Consider the following 20,194-nt stretch of genomic DNA (forward strand, 5'->3'; position numbering starts at 1 on the left):
CGGTCTCACCCATTGGACTAGACCAATGGTCAGGTGGGACGGGAAACGTCCGCCATGAGCTCGGGCATGCGCCGGAAGCCGATCGCCGACGCCTTGGCGCGGGCCAGCCAGGAGAGGGCGAATCCGAGGACCGGCATCAGCACCGACACCCAGAGGTGGCCCGCCATGACCGGGATGAGCACCGGCAACGACAACACCGCCCCGCCGACCAGCGACCCGATCGACGACAGGAACGCCTGCCCGCCCTGACCGGGGGCCGCGCCGGTGAAGGCGTTGACCCGCTCGGGCTGGGTGTAGGCGATGTAGACGCTGGTGAACGACCCCACGGCGAAGACCAGCCCCATCACGCCGACGCCGGTCAGGGCCGCAGGGACGATCCACTCGGGCCTGGTCAGCAGGCCGGTGACCACCGCCGTCAGGCAGATCAGCGGGGCGCCGATCAGGGTGATGGTCAGGTGGCGGCCGGCCAGGTCGGCGCGGAGGGCCTCGGGTCTGGCGTACACGACGGCGTTGATCCACAGGGCCCTGCCGTCGATGCCGAAGGAGTTGGTGGCCTGCAGCGACACCACCAGGCCGCCCAGCCAGACCGGGAAGACGCCCATCCAGACGATCGGCTCGCCGCCGGTGTTGCTCCGGGTCGAGAAGATCATGATGATGATGACGGCCAGCGCGCTGACCCAGGTGACACGGCCCCGGGGGTCGCGGCGGGCGTACTTGAGCTCCTTGGCGACGACCGCCCCGAGCACGCCCTCGGGCAGCAGCCCGCCGAACCGCGACCGCCGCACGCTCCCGCCGCCCTGGCTGGAGGAGTCGGCCCTGGTGAGCGCGGCCTTGAGCGCGACGATCCACAACCACGCGCAGACCGCGGTGAACAGGGCGACCGCCACCACCTCGGCGACCCCCACGAGCCCGCCGTCGGCGATCGCGTGGGCGGCCAGCCCTGTGGGCGACCACCGCAGCACCCCTGCGGTCCGGGTGATGATCTCCAGGCCGTTGCCGAGCCCCTGGTTGAGCAGCATGCCCGGGAGCTGCGACCCCACGACGAGGAGGATGACCGCGACCGCCATCAGGTCGCGCCCGCGCCGCGTCCGGAGCGCGCCGGACAGGGCGGTGGTGACCAGCCGCGACACCACCAGACAGCAGGCGAACGCCACCGGCACCGCGACGATCCCGATGACGGCGCCGGTCACCGACCGGGCCACTCCGAAGATCACGCCCGTCATCGCGAACAACGACGCGACCGGCCAGATGCCGACGGCGGAGGAGGCCAGCAGCCCGCGGGTGAGCTGCCCGGTGGTCAGCGGGAACAGGGCCAGCCGGGCGGGGTCGAGGGTGTCGTCGAGCCCGAACATCAGCAGCGGCCCGACGATCCACATGATCAGGATGGCCGTGAAGAAGACCACCCCGACGTCGGCCGCCATGGACGGGTCGAGCGCCCGCAGCCCCGCCATCAGGTAGAACCCGGCGAGAGCGACCAGCAGCCCCGCGATCAGCGAGAAGACGAACCCGGCCCGCTGCTGCCCGGTGCCCTTGAGGCTGCCGGCGATCAGCCGGAGCTTCAGCCGGACGAAGAGCCCAACCACGACAGCCCCTCCTCTCCCGACCCGCCGGCCCCGACGAGGTCGAGGAACGCCTCGTTGAGCGACCGCCCGCGCCGCACCTCGTCGGTCGGCCCCTGCGCGACGATGTGACCGCGGGACATGACCGAGACCCAGTCGCACAACCGCTCGACGAGGTCCATGACGTGGCTGGAGAAGATCACGGTCGAGCCGGAGGCGGTGTAACGGCGCAGCACCTCGGTGAGCGTGTTGGCGCTGACCGGGTCGACGCCCTCGAACGGCTCGTCGAGGAACAACACGGCCGGGTTGTGCAGCAGCGCGGCGGCCAGCCCGATCTTCTTCCGCATGCCGGTCGAGTAGTCGACCACGAGCTTGTCCTGCGACTCCACGAGGTCCATGACCCTCAGCAGCTCGGCCGCCCGCTTCGCGCCCTCATCCCGGGAGATGCCGCGCAACTCGGCGTTGTAGAGCAGCAGCTCCCGCCCGCTGAGCCGCTCGAAGAGCCGCAGCCCCTCGGGCAGCACCCCGATCGAGCTCTTGACCTTCACGGGCTCGGCCCACGCGTCGGCGCCGTGGATCTCCACCAGCCCGCCGTCGGGCCTGAGCAGCCCCGTGATCATGCTCAGCGTGGTCGTCTTCCCCGCCCCGTTGGGCCCCACGAGCCCCGCGAAACTCCCGGCCGGTACGACCAGATCCACCCCGGCAACCGCGACCTGCTGCCCGAAGGCCTTCACCAGGCCCCGCGTCCGAACCGCCTCTGTCATGCCCTCCACTCTGCCCCGGCTCCCCCGGATCCGGCCCTGCCGATCAACGCCGGGAGGTCACAATTTCGACCGGCGGCCCGCCAGGTGGTTCACCGCCCACAACACCACGCCGATGGCCAGCAGGATGAGGGCGCGGAGGTAGACCGAGCCCTCGCGGCCCGTGATCGGGAGGATGAGGATCACGCAGGCGACCGCGCCCAGGACCGGGGCCCACGACGGGGCGTGGAAGTGGTCGTGGTCGACGGTCTCCCTGCGCAGGACCAGGACGGCGATGTTGACGATGGTGAAGACGCAGAGCAGAAGGAGGACGGTCGTGTCGGCCAGGCCGCCCACGTCGCCCGTGCAGACGAGGACCACGGCGATGGCGACGGTGAAGACGATGGCGACCCACGGGGTGGCACGGCCCGCGTGGACGGCGCCGAAGACCTTGGGCACGATGCCCTCGCGGGCCATGCCGTAGACCAGGCGCGAGGCCATCAGCATGTTGATCAGGGCGGTGTTGCCGACGGCCAGCAGGGCGATCAGGGCGAACAGCTTCGGGGGGAACTCCAGGCCGGCGACCTTGACGACTTCCAGGAGCGGGCCGCTGGAGTTCTTCAGCGTCTCGGTGTCGACCAGCATCGTCGCGGTGAACGCCACCGCCAGGTAGATGAGGCCGGCGACGGCCAGGCCGCCGAACAGGGCGCGGGGGAAGGAACGTTGCGGGTCCTTGGCCTCCTCGGCGAGGTTGACCGAGTCCTCGAAGCCGAGGAGGGCGTAGAAGGCCAGGGCGGTGCCGCCCAGAATGCCGAGGAAGGCGCCGTTCTCGGGGTGGAACTCCAGGGCGCGGGAGGGGTCGCCGTCGCCGGTGAGGAGGGCGTACACGCCGATCGCGATGATGACCAGGAGGCCGAACGCCTCGATCAGGGTCAGCACCACGTTGACCTTGACCGATTCGGAGATGCCGGCGAAGTTCACCAGGGTCACGACGGCCAGGAAGATCAGCGCGCCCACCACGGTGGGGAGGGTGACGAACTCGGCCAGGTAGGTGCCGCCGAAGGCCCTGGCCGCCGCGCTCGCGGAGGTCACCCCGCTCATCAGCACGGCGAAGGCCACGATGAAGGTGAGGAAGGGGACGCCGAAGGCACGGTTGGTGTAGAGGGCCGCGCCGGCCGCCTGGGGATACTTGCCGACCAGCTCGGCGTAGGCGGTCGCGGTCAGGGCCGCCAGGACGAAGGCGACCAGGAACGGCAGCCACAGCGCCCCGCCGACCTCGCCCGCCACCTTGCCGGCGAGCGCGTAGATGCCGGCGCCGAGGATGTCGCCGACGACGAACAGCAGCAGCACGCGTCGTCCGATGACGCGCTTCAGACTCGGGGCCTGCGTACTCATGCGACGCGACTACCCAGCGTCACGCGGGTCACGCTCGAACACCCCCTGGAAGTCGGCGGCGGTGTGCGGATTACCCTTGCGCCATGACTGCTCAACCGGTGCCAGAGATCGACGTGCACACGACGGCGGGAAAGATCGCCGACCTGGAGCGACGGCTCGACGAGGCGGCTCACGCGGGGTCGGCGCGCGCGGTCGCCAAGCAGCACGAGAAGGGCAAGATGACCGCCCGCGAGCGCCTGACGGCGTTCCTCGACGAAGACTCCTTCGTCGAGTTCGACGAACTGGCGCGGCACCGGTCGACCAGCTTCGGGATGGACCGCGAACGGCCCTATGGCGACGGCGTCGTGACGGGCTACGGCACGGTCGACGGGCGTCCGGTCGCGGTGTTCGCGCAGGACTTCACCGTGTTCGGCGGGTCGCTGGGCGAGGTCTTCGGCGAGAAGATCGTCAAGGTCATGGACCACGCCCTGAAGACCGGCTGCCCGGTCGTCGGCATCAACGACTCCGGGGGCGCGCGCATCCAGGAGGGGGTGGTCTCCCTCGGCCTGTACGCCGAGATCTTCCGCCGCAACGTGCACGCCTCGGGCGTGATCCCGCAGATCTCGCTGATCATGGGCCCGTGCGCCGGAGGCGCGGTCTACTCGCCGGCCCTCACCGACTTCGTGCTGATGGTGTCGGAGAAGTCCCACATGTTCATCACCGGGCCCGACGTGATCAAGACGGTCACCGGCGAGGAGGTGACGTTCGAGGAGCTCGGCGGCGCGCACACGCACAACTCGCGGTCGGGCGTGGCCCACTACGAGGCCTCCGACGAGCAGGACTGCCTCGACTTCGCGCGGGCGCTGCTGTCGTACCTGCCGTCGAACAACCTCGACGAGCCGCCGGTCTTCGACGCCGAGGCCGACCTCACGGTCACCGATGAGGACCGCGAGCTCGACACGCTGATCCCCGACTCGGCCAACCAGCCCTACGACATGCACACCGTGCTCTCGCACGTGCTCGACGACGGCGAGTTCCTGGAGGTGCACGCCGGGTTCGCGCCGAACATCCTGGTCGGGTTCGGGCGGGTCGAGGGGCACCCGGTCGGGATCGTGGCCAACCAGCCGATGTCGCTGGCCGGTACGCTCGACATCGCGGCCTCCGAGAAGGCGGCCCGGTTCGTGCGCACCTGCGACGCGTTCAACCTGCCGGTGCTGACCTTCGTCGACGTGCCCGGCTTCCTGCCCGGCACCGACCAGGAGTGGAACGGCATCATCCGGCGCGGGGCCAAGCTCCTGTACGCCTACGCCGAGGCCACCGTCCCCCTGGTCACCGTGATCACCCGCAAGGCCTACGGCGGCGCCTACGACGTCATGGGCTCCAAGCACCTCGGCGCCGACATCAACCTGGCCTGGCCGACCGCGCAGATCGCCGTGATGGGCGCGCAGGGCGCGGTCAACATCCTCTACCGCCGCGAGCTGGCCGACGCGAAGGACCCCGACGCGGCGCGGGCCCGCTACATCACCGAGTATGAGGACACCCTCGCCAACCCCTATCTCGCCGCCGAGCGGGGCTACGTCGACGCGGTGATCCGCCCCTCCCACACCCGCGTGAAGATCATCCGCTCGCTGCGGACGCTGCGGAACAAGCGGGCCTCCCTCCCGCCGAAGAAGCATGGGAACATCCCCCTATGACCCACCTGAGGATCGTGCGCGGCGACGCGACGCCCGAGGAGGTGGCCGCGCTCGTCGTAGCGCTACGTCATATTTCACTGACGGAGCCAGAACGTGAGCCGAGTCCGCCCAGGTGGCGGGCCCCTTCGCGAAGGATGCGGGGAAACGTCCCCCCCAGGCCCGGCAAGGGAACCTGGAGGGCCAGCGGACTACCCGAATAGACAGGGATTAGATCGGCCGAACCGGGTGTCAAGTGGCCCAAGAGTTGGGAGTATCTCCAAAAGGGCAATAGCAGCTAGACCAACAACACACGGAGACGAGGCCTGGAGGACGCGATGGCCATCCCGGACCTCGCAGTGCACAGCATGGCAGCGAAATACGCGGTTCTCGTCGATGTCGGTTATCTCTACGCCGCCGCCGGCGAGGTTCTGCTGGGCGCGAAGGAACGCAAGGAATATCGCGTCGCGGCCGACGAACTGATCCAGTCCCTGCAGAAGCATGCCATGGAGCGCCTTCCCGGCGAGCTCCTGCGTGTCTATTGGTACGACGCCGCCCGCGACCGGGTTCCCACGGTCGACCAGCGGGTGATCGCCCAGCTCCCGTGGGTGAAGGTGCGGCTTGGCAACCTCAACGCGCGTGGCCAGCAGAAGGGCGTCGACGCGCAGATACGGAGCGACCTGGAGGCGCTGGCCCGGCACCACGCCGTCAGCGACACCGTCTTGATCGCGGGTGACGAGGACATGGTGCCGGCGGTGGAGGCCGCCCAGGCCTACGGGGTCAGGGTGCACCTCTGGGGGGTGGAGCCCCCCTTTGGCACGAACCAGGCCGAACGGCTGGTCTGGGAGTCCGACACCGTTGAGATCATCACCGCCGACTTCCTGAGGGCCTATTTCACGCGTGCGCCGATCCCGGTGGCGGTGACCCCGCCGCCCTCACCGGCCCAGGTCTTCGCGGGCCGCACGGCGAAGCCCGCCGCACCCCCGCAGAAGCAGGCGGGCCAGCCCAAGCTCGGGCCGAGCCGCCCTCGGGTGGAGGAGGTCGGCGAGCACGTCGCGCAGAAGTGGATCCTGACGCGGGGCCGCGACAACATCCGCGACCTGCTCCCGGGACCGCTCCTGCCGACGGTCATCGACACCGAGTTGCTCATCGAGGCCGAGAAGGAGCTCGGACACTCCCTGCGCCCCTACCCGGAGGCCCGCGTCTGGTTGCGCGACGGCTTCTGGGCGCGCGTCTACCGCGAGTTCGACCTGGGCGTCGGCATCTCCTCGAAGTAGGTTTCGGCTGGTCAGAGGGGTGGCCATGCTGGAGTCCGAAATCCGCCAGCTTGGGCTGCTGAGCTGGGCGTAGCGTGTTCGGCGTGAACACACTCGACTTCGAAGAGCGCTATCTGGTGATCTCGGCCAGGGATCGCAGGTTCGACGGGCGGTTCTACACGGCGGTGACCTCGACCGGCATCTACTGCCGGCCGATCTGCCCGGCGCGGACACCGGCCAGGAAGAACGTGCGCTTCTACGACCACGCCGCCTCGGCCGAGGCGGCCGGGTTCCGGCCGTGCCGCCGGTGCCGGCCGGAGTTGTCGCCCGGCGCGCCCGGATGGGACGTCCGGGCCGACCTGGTCGGGCGGGCGCTGCGGCTGATCGACGACGGGGTCGCCGACGACGGCGGGGTGGCCGAGCTGGCCCGCCGCCTGCACGTCAGCGAGCGCCACCTGCACCGGCTGTTCGCGGCCGAGCTCGGCACCGGGCCGCTCGCGGTGGCGCGGACCCGGCGGCTGCTGCTGGCCAAGCAGCTGCTGACCGAGACCTCGTTGCCGATGGCCGACGTGGCCTTCGCCGCGGGGTTCGGTTCGGTGCGCCAGTTCAACGCCGCCATGAAGGAGTCCTACCGGTTCGCGCCCGGCGACCTGCGCAGATCCGACGGGCCGATGGCGGCCGGAGGGCTGACGCTGCGGCTGGGGGTCCGGCAGCCGTTCGAGGCGCGGGCCCTGCTGGGCTTCCTCGCCGCGCGGGCCGTGCCGGGCGTGGAGGAGGTCGTCGACAACGCCGTCTACAAACGGCGCATCCCCGGCGGCGAGGTCACGCTGACCCCGGTCACCGACCACGTCAGACTGACCGTGACCGGCGGCGACACCCGGCATCTCGCCAGGATCGTGGCCCGGTGCCGCCGGCTGCTCGACCTCGACGCCGACCCCCACGCCATCGCCGCCGCCCTCGAACCGACCACGCTCGGGCCGCTCGTCGCGGCCCGGCCGGGGTTGCGGGTGCCTGGGGCGTGGGACTCCTTCGAGCTGCTCGTACGGGCGATCGTCGGCCAGCAGATCTCCGTCGCCGGGGCCCGCACGATCCTGGGGCGCATCGCCGCCCGGTCGGCGGAGATCTTCCCGTCGGCGGAGGAGATGGCCGGCCTCGACCTCGACGGGCTGGGCATGACGACCCGCCGGGTGGCCACGCTGCGGGCCGCCGCGAAGGCCGTGGCGTCCGGGGAGATCGACCTGGAGGCCGGCGATCTGGCCGAGACGGTCGCGGCGCTGGTCGAACTGCCCGGAATCGGGCCGTGGACGGCCGGATACGTCGCCCTGCGGGCGCTGCGCGATCCCGACGCGTGGCCCGACGACGATCTCGGGCTGCGCCGCACGATGGCCGCGCTGGCCATCCCCATGAGTGAGACCGAGCGCTGGCGGCCCTGGCGGGCCTACGCCGCGCTGCATCTGTGGAACGCCGAGGAGAAATCATGATCATCGCCCAGACCGTGCCGACGCCCGTGGGCCCCCTGGCCATGCTCGCGCACGACGAGGTCCTGGTGGCGGCCGGTTTCACCGGCGACCCCGAGGCCATGTTCGCCCGGCTCTCCCCGGAACTGCGGAAGCTGGGCCTGACCGTCGGGGAGGTGCCGGGGGCGGCGGGAGCCGTAAAGGAATATCTGGACGGACGCCTCGACGCCCTCGACGGCATCGCGGCCGTCCAGCCCGGCAGCGACCGGCGGCAGCGGCTCCTGACCGCGCTGCGCGGGGTCAGGGCCGGGACGACGGTGAGCTACGCGGAACTGGCCGAACGGGCCGGAATGCCGCGGACGGCGGCCCGCGCGGCGGGCGGCGCGTGCGCGCAGAACCTGGTCGCGCCGTTCGTGCCCTGCCACCGGGTGTTGCCGTCGTCGGGCGGCTACGGCGGCTACTACTACGGCACGCCGGTCAAGGAGTGGCTGCTCGCCCACGAAGGCGCATCGCTTCAGTCGGGGCCGTGATCGTGCGCCGAAGGAGATGTGACGGACGCACGATCACGGGCTGAGACGACTACCCCTCGACAGAGGTTTGCACCTCACCCACGGGCACGTCTCGGGTTACCGTCGCCTCAACCGGATCGTAAACGAAGGGCACGACAGACTGGTCGACGTTGCTCGTGACCGGCCAGACCGTCGTCACCGTCAGCGTGTAGACCTTGCGCGGCTGGTCGGCCGACGCGCGCAGATAGGTGACGCCGCACCGGAACTTTCCGTCCTTCACGTAGGGATGACCGGTCGTGCCGCAGTCCTTCGCCACCTCGGCGCGGGTGGTGCCGGGTTTTATCTCGATGGTGTCGAGCCTCGCGGTGACCGTGGCCGACATGACGCCGGGCAGGGTCGCGGTGACCGACCGCGTCGTCGCGCCCTGGTCGCCGAGCCAGACCCACGTCGGCAGGTTGACGTAACTCTTCGCGTCGGGGTTGAGCTGGATCGTCGGTTCGGGCACGGTCAGCGCGGCGCGGGCGATCTGGAGGAGTTCCTCCATGGTGATGCCCCCGGCCGGGGTCTCGCCGTCGGGCACCCACAACGCCCCTTCGAGGTTCGACCAGCAGGCCATGCCGCCGGGGTCGGCGGCGTTGTAGGCCGGCGACCACCAGCGGCCGTCCTGGCCGACCTTGTCCTTGTACTGCTCCAGGAACTTCTGGAAGTCCTCTTCGGTGCCGCCGGGGTTGGTGTGGAACCACCAGCTCCGGAGCTGCTCCTGGCTCTGCAGCATGTCCTCGGCCGACTTGCCGGGCTCGTACCAGCACGGGCGCTTGATCCGGTAGCCGTCGGCGCGGCCGCCGGTCCCGTTGCCGCTGATGACGATGGTGGAGTTGGTCAGCTGGACTCCGACGGTCCGGCCCGTCTGGAATCCCTTGCCGTGGGCGCCGCCGGGGGTCGGGTCGGCGGCGACCAGGTTCAGGGCCAGTGTCAACGCGAGCGCGGCTTTCACCGTTGGCACTCCTTCGCGGCTTGGTCGGGAAAGGCGGCGTGCTGGAAGAACTTGACGCGCCAGGTTCCGTCGTCCCCTCGCCGTACGGCGGCGACCTGGAGATAGATGGATTTGGGGGGCTTGGTCCAGTTGGGCTGTTGTGCCAGCGGGGCGTCGGCGGCGTCGACCACCTGCATCCCCGACGTGTCGACGCAGGCGTCGATCTCGGCGCCCCGGCCGTCGACCGCGGCGACCCTGATCGAATAGAGCTTCGCGGTGCCCTTCGCCGAGGTCTTCGTCCGGGTGAAGCCGGACACCCAGGCGTAGGCGACCCGGCTGGCGGCGTCTTCGACGTTGCTCAGGTATGTCTCGTCCGCGCCGCCGGAGGCCACCGCCTTCCACTGGTTCACGTAGGAGTCGGTGAAGGCGGTGATCATCTCGTCGCGCCGGTCGGGCCACTCGATGGAGACGGACAGGCCGTCGCCGATCGTGACGGTCTCGGCGGTCGCCGGCGCGGTCGCGACGGCGGCCTTCGACGGGGCCGCGCCCTGCGGCGTGAAACCCCGGTCCGCCGGGGCTCCGCAGGCGGTCAGGGTGGTGACGAGCCCGATGACGGCTACCCAGTGCACGGGGTGACCGTAACGAGCGGGCCGGACCGTGATCCAGTGATGTGCGGGTTTCGGCATGGTTCTCACGCGGTGGTCGTCGCTCGCCACACGGGGAGCAGTTCGTCGATGAGGGCTTCGGTCTCGGGAGCCATGCCGCCTCCGTATGGATGAGAGGCGGCCCGGCGGTGCAGGCCGTCGACCACGGCGCGGAGCCGGGCCGGGTCTCCGGTGGCGTGGGCGGCTCTGAGCAGGTCGCGCCAGAGGCCCTCGTCGTCGGGGGCCAGCAGCAGCCCCGCCCTGGCGGCGGCGGTCGCGCCCTCGGCCTCGCCCCGGTAGAGGCGCGACTCGCACAGCCGGTGGGCGGCGTCGGCCACCGAGGCGGTGACGTCGAACTCCAGCGGGTCGGCGGCCAGCCACGCGTAGCGGCCGGCCGGTCTGGGGTTCAGCAGCGGGCCCCTGACCAGGCGCAGCGCCTTCTCCAATGACATCGGGTCACCTCTCCTGACCAGGTCCTGGAACATCGACCAGTCGGTTCTGACCTCCTCGCTGAGGTGGAGGCGGCCGGAGGCGTCGGCGTACAGGTAGGGGCGGCCCTCGTGGTCCTTGCCGAGCCACTCGGCGACGCGGGCCAGGGTGGCGTCGCGCACCATCGGCTGCACGCCGCGCGGCCAGAGCACCCCGCCCAGCACGACCGGGTGCACACCCCCCGGATGGGTGGCCAGGTAGACGACCAGCTCGTGGGCGAGTGCGGCGCGGCCCTCCTCCAGGGCGTTGACCGGGGAGATCTCGATCGGGCCGAGGATGCGGACCTCGATGGCCGGGGGCTCGTCGTGGCGGCGGATCTCCGGCAGCGGCAGCGGTTCGCCCTGCCGGTCCTCGGCGGTGCGGAAGAGGTCGACGATGGCCTTGTAGTGGCGGCGCGGCAGCAGTTGCGCCTTCACGTCGAAGCCCAGCGCGTCGATGACCGAACGGCCGTCTTCGGTGACCTCCCACGTCCAGGTGGCGTGCTGGAGCGGCGCGGCGATCACGTATCCGGCCGCCGCCCTGGTGTTCTTCGCCAGGACCGCGAGCCGGCGCGCCTCGTCGGCGGTCGGCTGGACGGCGCTCAGCAGGTAGTGCGGCGGGTGGACGGGGTTGTTCGCCCGGCCGTGGATGCGCCCGGTGAGGACGTCGGGCGGCTGGGCGGCGTTCTCGAACTCCGGCAGGACCTCGGCGAGCGAGGCCGCGACGTCGACCCTTTCCGGGGCGATGGCGCGGAGCTCGTGGCCGAAGCCGACCAGGGTGACCTTCATCGTGTCCGACCAGCGGTTGGTGACCAGCTCGACGGCGAGCGCCGACAGGGCGGCGACCGCCTGCGGCCCGACGACGCTGATGACGCCGTGGGCGGCCTCCAGGTCGACGAGCACCCGGCCGGTCTCGGCGGTGCCGAGGGAGAACAGGCCCGGATAGGGCGCCGGCACGTCGGCCAGGGCCTGGTCGTCGAGCCGTCTCGCCTCGTGGGCGGCCAGCCGCCAGATCTGTCCGCCGTCGGCGGCCTCGAACGGGGCCGGGGCGTCCTGGCTCGGCGGATGCACCCACAGGTCCATGCCGCGCGCCGACAGGTGCAGGGCGTAGATGGCGGGCGGCCGCCGGTCGGCCTCGGCCAGCAGCCTGCCGAGCAGCCGGAGCCCGGCGTCGAGGACGCGGCTGCCCGGTGCGTCCGCGCCGAGCCGCATCGCGACCTCCGCCGAGGCGGCCTCTCCCCTGGGCCGCTGGATCCGGTGCCCGAACGCCCGTGTCCAGAGCTGCCGCCTGCGCCGCCTGCCCAGCAGCAGGAGCAGCCCCGCCGAGAGCAGCGAGGCCCCGGCGAGGTAGTCGACCAGGTCGACCTGCTCGGTCCAGCCCTGGGCGGCGGCCGGGGTGGTGAGGATGGTGCCGCCCTCGGGCGCGGCGACCACGCCTGACCTGGGGATCGTGGTGTCCCCGATGCCGGCCTCCTCTGCGGGGGTGGTGGCGGTGACGGTGGGGATCGGTTTCCTGGGTTCTGTACGTTCCGGGCCTGCGGTCGCCTCGGGCCTCCCGGTCTCTGGCCTGCGGGTCTCTGACTGGCCGGGGCGGGTCGGCTCGGCGGCCGGGGGGCGCGTGGGGTTGTCGCCCTGGCTTCCCGTGGCAGGGGGGCGGGCTGTGTTGTCCAGGCCTCCTGGCACGGTCAAGTCGCCGTCGACCGGTGGGCGGGTCGGCTCGATCGTGACCGGCGGGCGGGCGGTGTTGTCCTCCCCCGCTGCGGGCGGCGGGGTCGGGGTGACGGTCGGCCGGCGGTTCTCAGCGGGTGGCCGCGTCGGCTCCTGTGTGGGGGTGGCCCCGGGCCGCTGACCGTTCGCCGGGGGTTGGACGTGGGTGTTGTCGCGGTTCTCGAAGCGGGTGTCGTCGTCCGGTCGCGTGGTGTCGCGGTCGGGCTGGGCGGCCCGGTCGGGCTGGGGGGTGGTGCGGTCGGCCTTGTCCTTGCCGGGTGGGCCCGGGTGGTCCTTGAGGATCTCGGGGCGGCTGTCGTCGGCGGGGACCACATGGGTGTTGCGGGCGTCGCCCGGCATGTCCAGCACCCAGCCCGGCCGGATCAGGTCGGCCATGTGGAGGCGGGCCCCGTCGGGTTGTTCCTTGTGCTTGTTGAGTTCGTAGATCTCGCCGTAGCGGCGGCCGTCGCCGAGGCACTTCTCGGCGATCTCCCACAGGCTCTCGTGGTGCCGGCCGTGGGGCGGCTGGACGACGTACACCTTCTTGACCTCGCCGCGCGGAACCAGGGCGGCGCGCTCGGGGATCGTCGACTCGGCGCTCACCAGCGTCGGCTTGACGGGCACCACGGGCGTGGACGCGAACCTGGTCAGCGGGACGGCGACGGCCGAGACCGTGAAGAGGACCAGCACGGCCGAGACCAGCCGGTTGGCCAGCACCTGGGTGCCGCCCGACAGCGGGACCCGCGCGGGCATGCCGATGCGGCGGATCCCGGCGTACACCTCGACCAGGACGCAGAGCACGAGCTGGACCCAGGCGACCCACACCAGCAGCACCAGCACCGCGATGATCGTCTCGGTGCCGACCTGGCTCATCAGCGCGTCGAGGTCGAGCAGCTCGTCGGGGATCGGCGGCCCGGCGAACCGGATCAGGGCATACGGGACGCCGCCCAGCAGCGCGACCAGCGCCACCAGGGCCGCCAGACCGGCGAAGACGTCACCGGCGGTCCGTTTCACGCGCCGTCTCCCTGGTCGGGGACGGCCGTCGCCGACGCGGTCATCTCCGATCCCGGAAACCCGATCGCGGCCAGGAAGAACGCTTCCCATGTAACGCTCACCTCCACCGTCACCTCGGTCTGGCCCGCCCCGACCGTGCACCGGCCCATCGCGACGCCGTCGGCGTCGTGCGCGGAGACGATCTCGCCGGCCCGCCCGCACACCTCCGCGTCGCCGAGCAGCCGCAGCCGGCCGGTCGCCCGGAGCGTCTCGACGTCGATCCGGTCGGCCGCCGCCCGCGCGCCCTGCTCGGCGATGTCGGCCGCGCGCAACTTGGCGTTGATCGCCGCGCCCCCGTCGACGAGCAGGCCCGCGAGCAGGAACACGGCGACCGAGAAGAGCACCACGAAGGTGGACATCGATCCCCGGTCGGCCCGTCTCACTCCACCCTCCGGAACTGCTCCAAGGGGACGACGGAGTCCCCGGTGATCGTCACGCCGGCGCCGAAGCCGAGGAAGTCGAGGTCGAGCGTGCACGTCACGGTCACCTCGACCGCGCCGCCCGAGCGCCAGTCGGTGCCCGCCATCGACACCTCCGGCGGGCAGTCGGCGAGCGCGCCGGTGGCCGCCGACGTGGCGGCCTCCTCGGCCGCGCCCCTGTCACGCTGCACCGAGGCGGCCCGGGCGGCGTCGCGGGCGGCGCCGTTGACCTCGCCCTGGGCCTCGACGACACGTCCGGCGCCGACCAGGAACAGCAGGAAGAGCAGCAGGACGGGCGCCAGCATGACCGTCTCGACCGACATGGACCCTCGATCCACTGCCTGCTCACTCATCCGGCGCACACCCCCCGCTGCCGTCGTCGGGCCGGAAACACTCCACCGGGCCGCCGAAGCGGGCCGTGATCGTGAAGGAGATCTCGGGCAGCAGCGGCACGACCTGCACCGCGCTCCCCGTGACCTCCACACCGCGCGAGTCGCCCTCCTCCCACGCGGTCGCCGTGGCCGACTGGAGGATCTCCGGGCCGATGGCCTGGATGATCTGCTGGGCCTTGGCCTCGGCGGCGCCCTGCCAGTCGTCGTCGCCGGCCCGTGCGATCCTGGCCCCCTCGCGCGCGGCCGCGTCGGCGACCTGCCGCCCGTGGAACCAGAGGGCCATCTGGACGATCAGCAGCACCACGACCAGGACGACCGGCATGAGCAGCGCGAGCTCGATGACGGTCGCGCCCCGGTCGTCGTCCCGTCGGTCAGGACGTCTCACTCACCACCGCCGCCGCCACCGGATTCGCCGCCGCCGAAGTTGGTGGTGATCTCGGCCGAGCGGGACTCGACGAGGCCTTGGATGAGCGCGGCCAGGCCCAGCGCCACCCCGGCGATGATCGCCGTGATGATGGCCCACTCGACCGCCGACGCCCCGCGTGAGGGGGCCGTCCGGGCCTTGTGGATGCGGACGCTGATCATCGCCACCAGGTAATCGATCATGTTCAGGATCCCAACATTTTCATCGCGGCCGGGTAACTGAGAAAGATCACGAAGCCCGCGCACAGCAGGAGTTGCGCCACGAGCATCGACTGCGAGCGTTCGCCCGCCTTGCCTTCGATCTCGGCCAGCTCGCGCCTGCGGAGCGTGGCCGCGCGGGCCGTCAGCGACGACCGCACCTTGGCCCCGTCGTCGGCGACGAGCCCGAGGGCGGCCGACAGATCGCGCAGCTCGTCGACGTTGATCTCGTCGCCGAGTTGCCCGAGTGCCTGCCAGGGGGTGATGCCGACGATCCGGGCGTTGGCGAGCGCCTCGCGGATGCGCTCCATCGCCCAGTTGGAGCCGGGGGCGTTCACCTCGGCGCCGGTGCCGACGGAGACGGCCATCATGAGCGCCTCGGGCACCCCGCGCCCGCCGGCCAGGTTCATGGCGACCAGGTCGAGGAACGCCCCGACGGCGTGCCGGAAGTCGCGGCGGCGCACGGCCGCGTCCTTGCCGATCTGGACGTCGGGCAGGAAGAAGAAGATCACGCTGACCAGCAGCGCCGACCAGAGCGGAATCTGGAACGACACCCCCCACCCCATGACCGCCAGCCATCCGACCAGCAGCGGGAAGGCGAGCAGCCCCGAGACGGCGAGCAGGACCTTGGTAGCGAGGAACCCCTCGAACGACTTGCCGAGCAGGGTGAGATCGGCCCGGATCGACCGCGCCTCCCACCCTCGGGCGGCATAGAACCTGGCGAGCCGCTGCCCGAGGGCCTGCCGCAACGCGCTGACCTCCTCGTCGGGCGCGACGAGCGGCGTCTTGGGCGCGTCCTCACCGGTCCGCGCGACGTCGAGCGCCGCGAGACGCGTCGCCAGGCCGGGCCGTGGCGGGAACAGAGCCCGGAGAAGCAGCAGAATCCCCAGCCCGAGCACGCCCCCGGCGAAAGCAGTGGCAATCACGCGATCACCTCCAGAGGAACGGCGCGGCCCAGATACCGCAGAGAGACAGCGCGACCCCGATGCCGCAGAGAGACAGCGCCACCCCGATACCGCAGAGGAACGGCACCACCCCGATACCGCAGAGAGACAGCACCACCCCGATACCGCAGAGAGACAGCACCACCCCGATACCGCAGAGAGACAGCACCACCCCGATACCGCAGAGAGACAGCACCACCCCGATACCGCAGAGGAACGGCACCACCCCGATACCGCAGAGGGACGGCGCGGCCCTGATGCCGCAGAGCCACGCCAGGCCCCTGCACGAAGGACGCTCGCGGTCTGACACGGGAGGACCGCCGGGCCGCGTCATGCCGGATCGGTCTGGCAGGAGTCCGATCGCACCAGCAGCTGACCGGGCGCTTCCGCGCCCGAAATTTCGGCATATCGAGCCAGCTTCCGGCTCCCCACCTCGCCCACCCGGCAGCCCGTCCACGCCCGAGATTTCGGCCTATCGCCGTGCGACGGAGCCGGATGAAAGAGCACGGGACGATCGGCCCCGCGCATGCCTGGCCGCTCATGAGGTCACCGCCTCCGCCGGTTCCGGACGCCGGTAGGGCGCCAGGATCCGGCCTGGCTTGTCGAAGCGGGCCAGGCGGCGCATCCAGGCGAACCCCGCCCCGAACAGCGCCGCCACGACCACGAGCACGGCCTGGCCGAGCAGGGAGTCGTATTCGGCCACGTAGTCGCGGTTGGCGATGACCAGGAACGCCGCGAAGGCCAGGGCCGTGCCGACCACGATCTGCACGCTGCGCCGCGTCGAGCGGCGTTCGGCCTCCACGCGGCGGCGCATGTCGAGTTCCTCGCGGGCCGACACGGCCAGGGCCGAGAGCACGTCGCGCAGGCCCGGCCCGCGCAGGCGGGAGTTGAGGATCAGCGCCGCCACCACGAGGTCGGCCGAGGGGTCGTCGAGTTCGTCGGCGAACATCCGGAGGGCGTCTCCGAGGGGCATGCGGGCGCGCAGGCGGTCGACCAGGGCGCGCAGGTGGGGCTGGAGCATGGGGGCGGCGGCCCGGATCGAGGCGGGGATGGCCTGTTCGAGGCCGGCCGCGCCCGCGATGGTGTCGCGCAGCGACTCGGCCCAGGCGGCGAGGCCTTCCAGGCGCTTCATCGCGGCCCGCTCCTCGGCCGCGCCGCCCGTGAAGCCCTTCCAGGCGATCACCAGGAGCACCGCGCCGACGGCCACGACCGGCCAGCCGGTCACCACCAGGGTCAGGCCGCCCGCGATGGCCGCGACGGCCCCCCGGGTGGTCAGGGACTGCAACCACCGGAGCCGCTCCGCGCCGGTGTCGGGTGAGGCCGGGCGCGGGCGCAGGCCGTACAGGGAGAGGAAGAGCAGGAAGAGGCCGCCACCGGCGGCGGCGCCGGCCAGGATCACGAGCGGATCGAACGGGATCATGACCAGCCACCCCCGGCCGACGGCACGTAGCCGTGGTGGACGAGTTCGTCGATGCAGGCGATGGGGGCGTGCGCCACCGCCACCCCGGCCTCCGAAGCGGTGAAGATCTCCGACGACAGGACCCGGCCGTCGCAGCCCGCGACCTCGCGGACGGAGGAGACGAAACGCTTCAGCGCCCCGCCCCGGTGGTAGTCGTTGCGCTTCTCGATGAACACCACGAAGTCGATCGCCCCGGCGATGAGCATGTGGGAGGCCTCGATCGGCAGCCGCTCCTCGGCCTGCAGGGCGTAGGTCGCGATGCGGTTGAAGACCTCCATCGACGAGTTCGCGTGGATGGTCGACAACGAGCCGTCGTTGCCCTGGGTCATCGCGTTGAGCATGGTCACGATCTCGTCGCCCAGGACCTCGCCGACGATCACCCGAGACGGGTTCATGCGCAGCGAGCGGCGCACCAGCTCGGCCATGGTGATCTCGCCCTGGCCCTCGGAGTTGGGCAGCCGCTGCTCGAAGGCGACCACGTTGGGGTGGAGCTCGGGGAACTGGTCGAGGCCCAGCTCAAGGGCGCGTTCGACGGTGATCAGGCGTTCGTGGACGGGGATCTCGTTGGCGATCGCGCGCAGCAGGGTCGTCTTCCCGGCGTTGGTCGACCCGGCGATCATGATGTTCTTGCGCGCCTGCACCGCCGCCGACAGGAAGCGCGCCAGGTCGGGCGTCAGCGTGCCGTTGCCGACCAGGTCGGTCAGGAACACCTTGCCCAGCCGGGCCCGGCGGATCGAGATCGCGGGCCGCACGGCGACGTCCATGACCGCCGACAACCGCGACCCGTCGGGAAGACGCAGGTCGAGCTGGGGGTTGGCGGTGTCGAAGGGGCGCGAGGACAGGCCCGAGTAGGCCGCGAGGATCTGGATGAGCTCGATCAGCTCCTCGTCGGACTCGGCCACCGGCTCGTGGCTGACCTCCTGGCCGTCGGCGTAGCTGACGAAGACCCGGTCGCAGCCGTTGATGTCGATGTTCTCGACCTCGGGGTCGTCGAGGAGCGGCTGGAGGCGGCCGACGCCGAACAGGGCGGCGTGGATGCCGGCCGCGAGGGCCTCCTCCTCCTCGACCGTCGGCGGGGTGCGGCCCACGCCGATCTCGCCGCGCGCGAACTCTTCGAGGACCTGGGCGATCAGGGCGCGGGCGAACTGGCGTTCGTCCTCGCCGCTCATCGGGGGGATGCCGCCGGCCTGGTCGAGCCGCCGCTGGTGGGCCAGCCGGTCGCCGACCTCCTGGCGGAACCGTTTGACGAGTGTGTGGTCGATCACGGCGCCACCTTCTTCTGGAGGTGGCCGGCCAGCCGTCCGGCGAGCTCGCGGGCGGTCCGGATGAGCGGGCTGCGCTCCAGCCGGCCGCCCCATTCGCCGCGCAGCAGCTCGGCGCCCTTGGGGTCGTAGGCGATGCCGCCGACGAACGAGACGTCCCAGCCCGTCACGATGCGCCGCACCTCGTCGAGCGAGGGCCGGTAGTTGCGCGGGTCGGCGACCACGACCACGCCCACCCGCCGCTTCAGCAGGGTCAGCCGCTCCCGTAAGTGGGCGACGTGGTCGAGGCTGGCCCGGGTGAACAGGATGATCTGGTCGGCCTCGTCGACCAGCTCGTTCAGTGCGGGCTGTACGCCGAGACGCCCGCAGTCGGCCAGCACGTCGGCGTGGTCGAGCGCGGCGAACGAGCGCCCGAGCGGCCCCCAGAGCCAGGTCAGCCCGGCCGCCTGCTCGCCGTTGGTCAGCCCGGCCAGCACGTCGAGGCCGCCGACGAGCCGCTGGGTGTGTTCGTACACCTGATCGGGGTGGAGGCCCCGACGGGCCACCGCGCCGAGGCTGAGCAGCCCGCGGGCCGGGTTGAGCACCCCGCCGTCGGCCGCCGGCAGCCGGTAGGCCAGGTCTCCCCCGGACGGGTCGCACTCGGCCAGCAGCACCGGGCGCGGCCACACGGCCCCCAGGGCGGTCGCCGCGGTGGTGACCCCGGGCGCGCCCTTGTCGGCGGCGAGCACGATCAGCGCCATCGGCTACCTGGCCCCCGGGAGCACCGCCAGGGCGATCTCCCCGGTCGAGGCGAACGCCGCGACCTGCGGCGAGAGCGAAGCGTCGACGATCACGGTGACCAGCCCGGAGGCGCCCCGCTCCGACGACCCGACGCTGTGCACCCGCGCGGAGGGCACCAGCACCTTCTGCGGCACGGCCCCCGCCCGCGCGTTGCCCGGGACGTAGATGACCTGCACGACGTCGCCGGCGGTCAGGCCCGACGGATACTGCCCCGCCTTGAGCGAGAGCCCGACCCTGGCCCGGTTGGGGCCGACCTCCTCGCTGTCGTCGGTGACCATCGTCTCGGTCAGCAGCGTGCCGGGCAGCAGGGTCACGGCGGCGAAGGTCTTGGTCACCTGGTCGCGGTGCCGCCAGGGCACGTAGGCGATCCCGGTGTCGGCGATCTGCACCTCGCGCAACGCGGCGGCCGGGATCTGCTGCCCCGCGCCGATCTGCTCGGCGACGCCGACGGCCGAGACGCGGTCGCCGCTGCGCATGACGAGGAGGGTGCTGGTGAGGGCGCCGCCGACGATGAGGAGCACGGCGACGGCCGCGAGCGCGGGTTTGCGCTCCCGTGGTGGCACCGGCAGCTTGCGCGAGGCCGGTCCGGAAAGGGTGGGCCGATCGACGGGGGAGCCGTTGACGGGGCGGGGGACGTCCCGGACGGGCTTCTCGCTGGTCCTCATGGGCAGGGAACTCCCAGATCAAAAGCAATTTAGGATTCGCGACGAAATATCACGCCATTATGGACATCGCCGAACCCGCAGGTTCCGAAAAATGGCGAGCCATGCTTATCGGTTATAGGTCACGCCGTCAAAGAGAACGGCATCATCGCCCGTTTTCCCAGGTAGACAGGGCGAGAAGTCCCAGCGGTCACAGAAGCCACAATTACCCCAGCCTCTTTCGTATAACACTGGAGCCGGACACAA

Annotated in this window: 21 protein-coding genes; 5 read left to right on the forward strand and 16 right to left on the reverse strand. The window is 71.5% G+C overall.

The features are described from left to right. Nucleotides 1-29: 29 nt before the first annotated feature. The 3 genes from GT755_RS22970 to GT755_RS22980 are packed head-to-tail and all read right to left on the reverse strand — an operon-like array spanning nucleotide 30 to nucleotide 3,694. Nucleotides 30-1,583 (reverse strand): hypothetical protein, encoded by a 1,554-nt coding sequence (locus tag GT755_RS22970; protein ID WP_161481674.1) that lies wholly within the window; start codon nucleotides 1,581-1,583, stop codon nucleotides 30-32. After that, nucleotides 1,559-2,323, reverse strand: coding sequence for an ABC transporter ATP-binding protein (locus GT755_RS22975; RefSeq protein WP_161481675.1), 765 nt, complete (start codon nucleotides 2,321-2,323; stop codon nucleotides 1,559-1,561). Before GT755_RS22975 ends, GT755_RS22970 begins: the two co-directional genes overlap by 25 nt. A 57-nt stretch (nucleotides 2,324-2,380) precedes the next feature. Continuing rightward, a complete protein-coding gene (locus GT755_RS22980) occupies nucleotides 2,381-3,694 on the reverse strand; it encodes an APC family permease (protein ID WP_161481676.1) in 1,314 nt (437 codons plus the stop codon). Nucleotides 3,695-3,777: 83 nt separating this feature from the next. Here GT755_RS22980 and GT755_RS22985 point away from each other — a divergent pair, with 83 nt between their 5' ends. The 5 genes from GT755_RS22985 to GT755_RS23005 all read left to right on the forward strand — a co-directional run bounded on the left by GT755_RS22985 (nucleotide 3,778) and on the right by GT755_RS23005 (nucleotide 8,586). Beyond that, nucleotides 3,778-5,367, forward strand: coding sequence for an acyl-CoA carboxylase subunit beta (locus GT755_RS22985; RefSeq protein ID WP_161481677.1), 1,590 nt, complete (start codon nucleotides 3,778-3,780; stop codon nucleotides 5,365-5,367). Then, nucleotides 5,364-5,567 (forward strand): acyl-CoA carboxylase subunit epsilon, encoded by a 204-nt coding sequence (locus GT755_RS22990; RefSeq protein WP_081898295.1) that lies wholly within the window; start codon nucleotides 5,364-5,366, stop codon nucleotides 5,565-5,567. The genes GT755_RS22985 and GT755_RS22990 overlap by 4 nt, the downstream gene beginning before the upstream one ends. A 114-nt stretch (nucleotides 5,568-5,681) precedes the next feature. After that, nucleotides 5,682-6,620, forward strand: a complete 939-nt coding sequence (locus GT755_RS22995; RefSeq protein WP_030451336.1) for an NYN domain-containing protein — start codon at nucleotides 5,682-5,684, stop codon at nucleotides 6,618-6,620. Nucleotides 6,621-6,703: 83 nt separating this feature from the next. Beyond that, nucleotides 6,704-8,080, forward strand: a complete 1,377-nt coding sequence (locus GT755_RS23000) for a DNA-3-methyladenine glycosylase 2 family protein (protein ID WP_161481678.1) — start codon at nucleotides 6,704-6,706, stop codon at nucleotides 8,078-8,080. Continuing rightward, on the forward strand, nucleotides 8,077-8,586 hold the full coding sequence (locus GT755_RS23005; RefSeq protein ID WP_161481679.1) for a methylated-DNA--[protein]-cysteine S-methyltransferase: 510 nt from the start codon (nucleotides 8,077-8,079) through the stop codon (nucleotides 8,584-8,586). The genes GT755_RS23000 and GT755_RS23005 overlap by 4 nt, the downstream gene beginning before the upstream one ends. Nucleotides 8,587-8,635: 49 nt before the next feature. On the opposite strand, the gene GT755_RS23010 is transcribed toward GT755_RS23005, so the two are convergent. The 13 genes from GT755_RS23010 to GT755_RS23070 form a co-directional block, all read right to left on the reverse strand. Further along, nucleotides 8,636-9,559: a hypothetical protein gene (locus tag GT755_RS23010; protein WP_161481680.1), complete on the reverse strand. Its 924-nt coding sequence runs from the start codon at nucleotides 9,557-9,559 to the stop codon at nucleotides 8,636-8,638. After that, entirely contained in the window at nucleotides 9,556-10,167 is a 612-nt protein-coding gene (locus tag GT755_RS23015) for a hypothetical protein (RefSeq protein WP_161481681.1), read from the reverse strand. The genes GT755_RS23010 and GT755_RS23015 overlap by 4 nt, the downstream gene beginning before the upstream one ends. Before the next feature lie 62 nt (nucleotides 10,168-10,229). After that, the gene (locus GT755_RS23020) at nucleotides 10,230-13,370 is read right to left on the reverse strand and encodes a hypothetical protein (protein WP_328794468.1); all 3,141 of its coding nucleotides are present in this window, start codon (nucleotides 13,368-13,370) and stop codon (nucleotides 10,230-10,232) included. Continuing rightward, nucleotides 13,367-13,768 carry a pilus assembly protein TadG-related protein gene (locus tag GT755_RS23025; protein ID WP_161481682.1) on the reverse strand — a complete coding sequence of 134 codons (402 nt, stop codon included), beginning with the start codon at nucleotides 13,766-13,768 and terminating at the stop codon, nucleotides 13,367-13,369. The genes GT755_RS23020 and GT755_RS23025 overlap by 4 nt, the downstream gene beginning before the upstream one ends. A 20-nt stretch (nucleotides 13,769-13,788) precedes the next feature. Beyond that, the gene (locus tag GT755_RS23030) at nucleotides 13,789-14,151 is read right to left on the reverse strand and encodes a TadE/TadG family type IV pilus assembly protein (protein WP_161481683.1); all 363 of its coding nucleotides are present in this window, start codon (nucleotides 14,149-14,151) and stop codon (nucleotides 13,789-13,791) included. A gap of 22 nt (nucleotides 14,152-14,173) precedes the next feature. After that, the gene (locus tag GT755_RS23035; RefSeq protein WP_246059847.1) at nucleotides 14,174-14,605 is read right to left on the reverse strand and encodes a TadE/TadG family type IV pilus assembly protein; all 432 of its coding nucleotides are present in this window, start codon (nucleotides 14,603-14,605) and stop codon (nucleotides 14,174-14,176) included. Next, on the reverse strand, nucleotides 14,602-14,826 hold the full coding sequence (locus GT755_RS23040; protein WP_030451345.1) for a hypothetical protein: 225 nt from the start codon (nucleotides 14,824-14,826) through the stop codon (nucleotides 14,602-14,604). The genes GT755_RS23035 and GT755_RS23040 overlap by 4 nt, the downstream gene beginning before the upstream one ends. A gap of 2 nt (nucleotides 14,827-14,828) precedes the next feature. Further along, entirely contained in the window at nucleotides 14,829-15,767 is a 939-nt protein-coding gene (locus tag GT755_RS23045; RefSeq protein ID WP_161481684.1) for a type II secretion system F family protein, read from the reverse strand. A 4-nt stretch (nucleotides 15,768-15,771) separates the two neighbouring features. Continuing rightward, nucleotides 15,772-16,095, reverse strand: coding sequence for a hypothetical protein (locus tag GT755_RS23050; RefSeq protein ID WP_161481685.1), 324 nt, complete (start codon nucleotides 16,093-16,095; stop codon nucleotides 15,772-15,774). A gap of 228 nt (nucleotides 16,096-16,323) precedes the next feature. Further along, nucleotides 16,324-17,205 (reverse strand): type II secretion system F family protein, encoded by an 882-nt coding sequence (locus GT755_RS23055; protein ID WP_161481686.1) that lies wholly within the window; start codon nucleotides 17,203-17,205, stop codon nucleotides 16,324-16,326. Further along, on the reverse strand, nucleotides 17,202-18,509 hold the full coding sequence (locus tag GT755_RS23060; protein ID WP_285585363.1) for a CpaF family protein: 1,308 nt from the start codon (nucleotides 18,507-18,509) through the stop codon (nucleotides 17,202-17,204). The genes GT755_RS23055 and GT755_RS23060 overlap by 4 nt, the downstream gene beginning before the upstream one ends. Next, on the reverse strand, nucleotides 18,506-19,246 hold the full coding sequence (locus GT755_RS23065) for a hypothetical protein (RefSeq protein WP_161481688.1): 741 nt from the start codon (nucleotides 19,244-19,246) through the stop codon (nucleotides 18,506-18,508). Before GT755_RS23065 ends, GT755_RS23060 begins: the two co-directional genes overlap by 4 nt. A gap of 3 nt (nucleotides 19,247-19,249) precedes the next feature. Beyond that, nucleotides 19,250-19,951 carry a hypothetical protein gene (locus GT755_RS23070; RefSeq protein ID WP_202610353.1) on the reverse strand — a complete coding sequence of 234 codons (702 nt, stop codon included), beginning with the start codon at nucleotides 19,949-19,951 and terminating at the stop codon, nucleotides 19,250-19,252. Between the last annotated feature and the right edge of the window lie 243 nt (nucleotides 19,952-20,194).

The organism is Herbidospora solisilvae (genome assembly GCF_009901565.1).
Taxonomy (GTDB): Bacteria; Actinomycetota; Actinomycetes; order Streptosporangiales; family Streptosporangiaceae; genus Herbidospora; species Herbidospora solisilvae.

Bases quoted from the DNA above. Each gene is read 5' to 3' on its own strand.
- GT755_RS22975 (WP_161481675.1), bottom strand. From the start codon at position 2,323: ATGACAGAGGCGGTTCGGACGCGGGGCCTGGTGAAGGCCTTCGGGCAG.
- GT755_RS22980 (WP_161481676.1), bottom strand. From the start codon at position 3,694: ATGAGTACGCAGGCCCCGAGTCTGAAGCGCGTCATCGGACGACGCGTG.
- GT755_RS22985 (WP_161481677.1), top strand. From the start codon at position 3,778: ATGACTGCTCAACCGGTGCCAGAGATCGACGTGCACACGACGGCGGGA.
- GT755_RS22990 (WP_081898295.1), top strand. From the start codon at position 5,364: ATGACCCACCTGAGGATCGTGCGCGGCGACGCGACGCCCGAGGAGGTG.
- GT755_RS22995 (WP_030451336.1), top strand. From the start codon at position 5,682: ATGGCCATCCCGGACCTCGCAGTGCACAGCATGGCAGCGAAATACGCG.
- GT755_RS23005 (WP_161481679.1), top strand. From the start codon at position 8,077: ATGATCATCGCCCAGACCGTGCCGACGCCCGTGGGCCCCCTGGCCATG.
- GT755_RS23025 (WP_161481682.1), bottom strand. From the start codon at position 13,768: ATGTCCACCTTCGTGGTGCTCTTCTCGGTCGCCGTGTTCCTGCTCGCG.
- GT755_RS23030 (WP_161481683.1), bottom strand. From the start codon at position 14,151: ATGTCGGTCGAGACGGTCATGCTGGCGCCCGTCCTGCTGCTCTTCCTG.
- GT755_RS23040 (WP_030451345.1), bottom strand. From the start codon at position 14,826: ATGATCGATTACCTGGTGGCGATGATCAGCGTCCGCATCCACAAGGCC.
- GT755_RS23055 (WP_161481686.1), bottom strand. From the start codon at position 17,205: ATGATCCCGTTCGATCCGCTCGTGATCCTGGCCGGCGCCGCCGCCGGT.
- GT755_RS23065 (WP_161481688.1), bottom strand. From the start codon at position 19,246: ATGGCGCTGATCGTGCTCGCCGCCGACAAGGGCGCGCCCGGGGTCACC.
- GT755_RS23070 (WP_202610353.1), bottom strand. From the start codon at position 19,951: ATGAGGACCAGCGAGAAGCCCGTCCGGGACGTCCCCCGCCCCGTCAAC.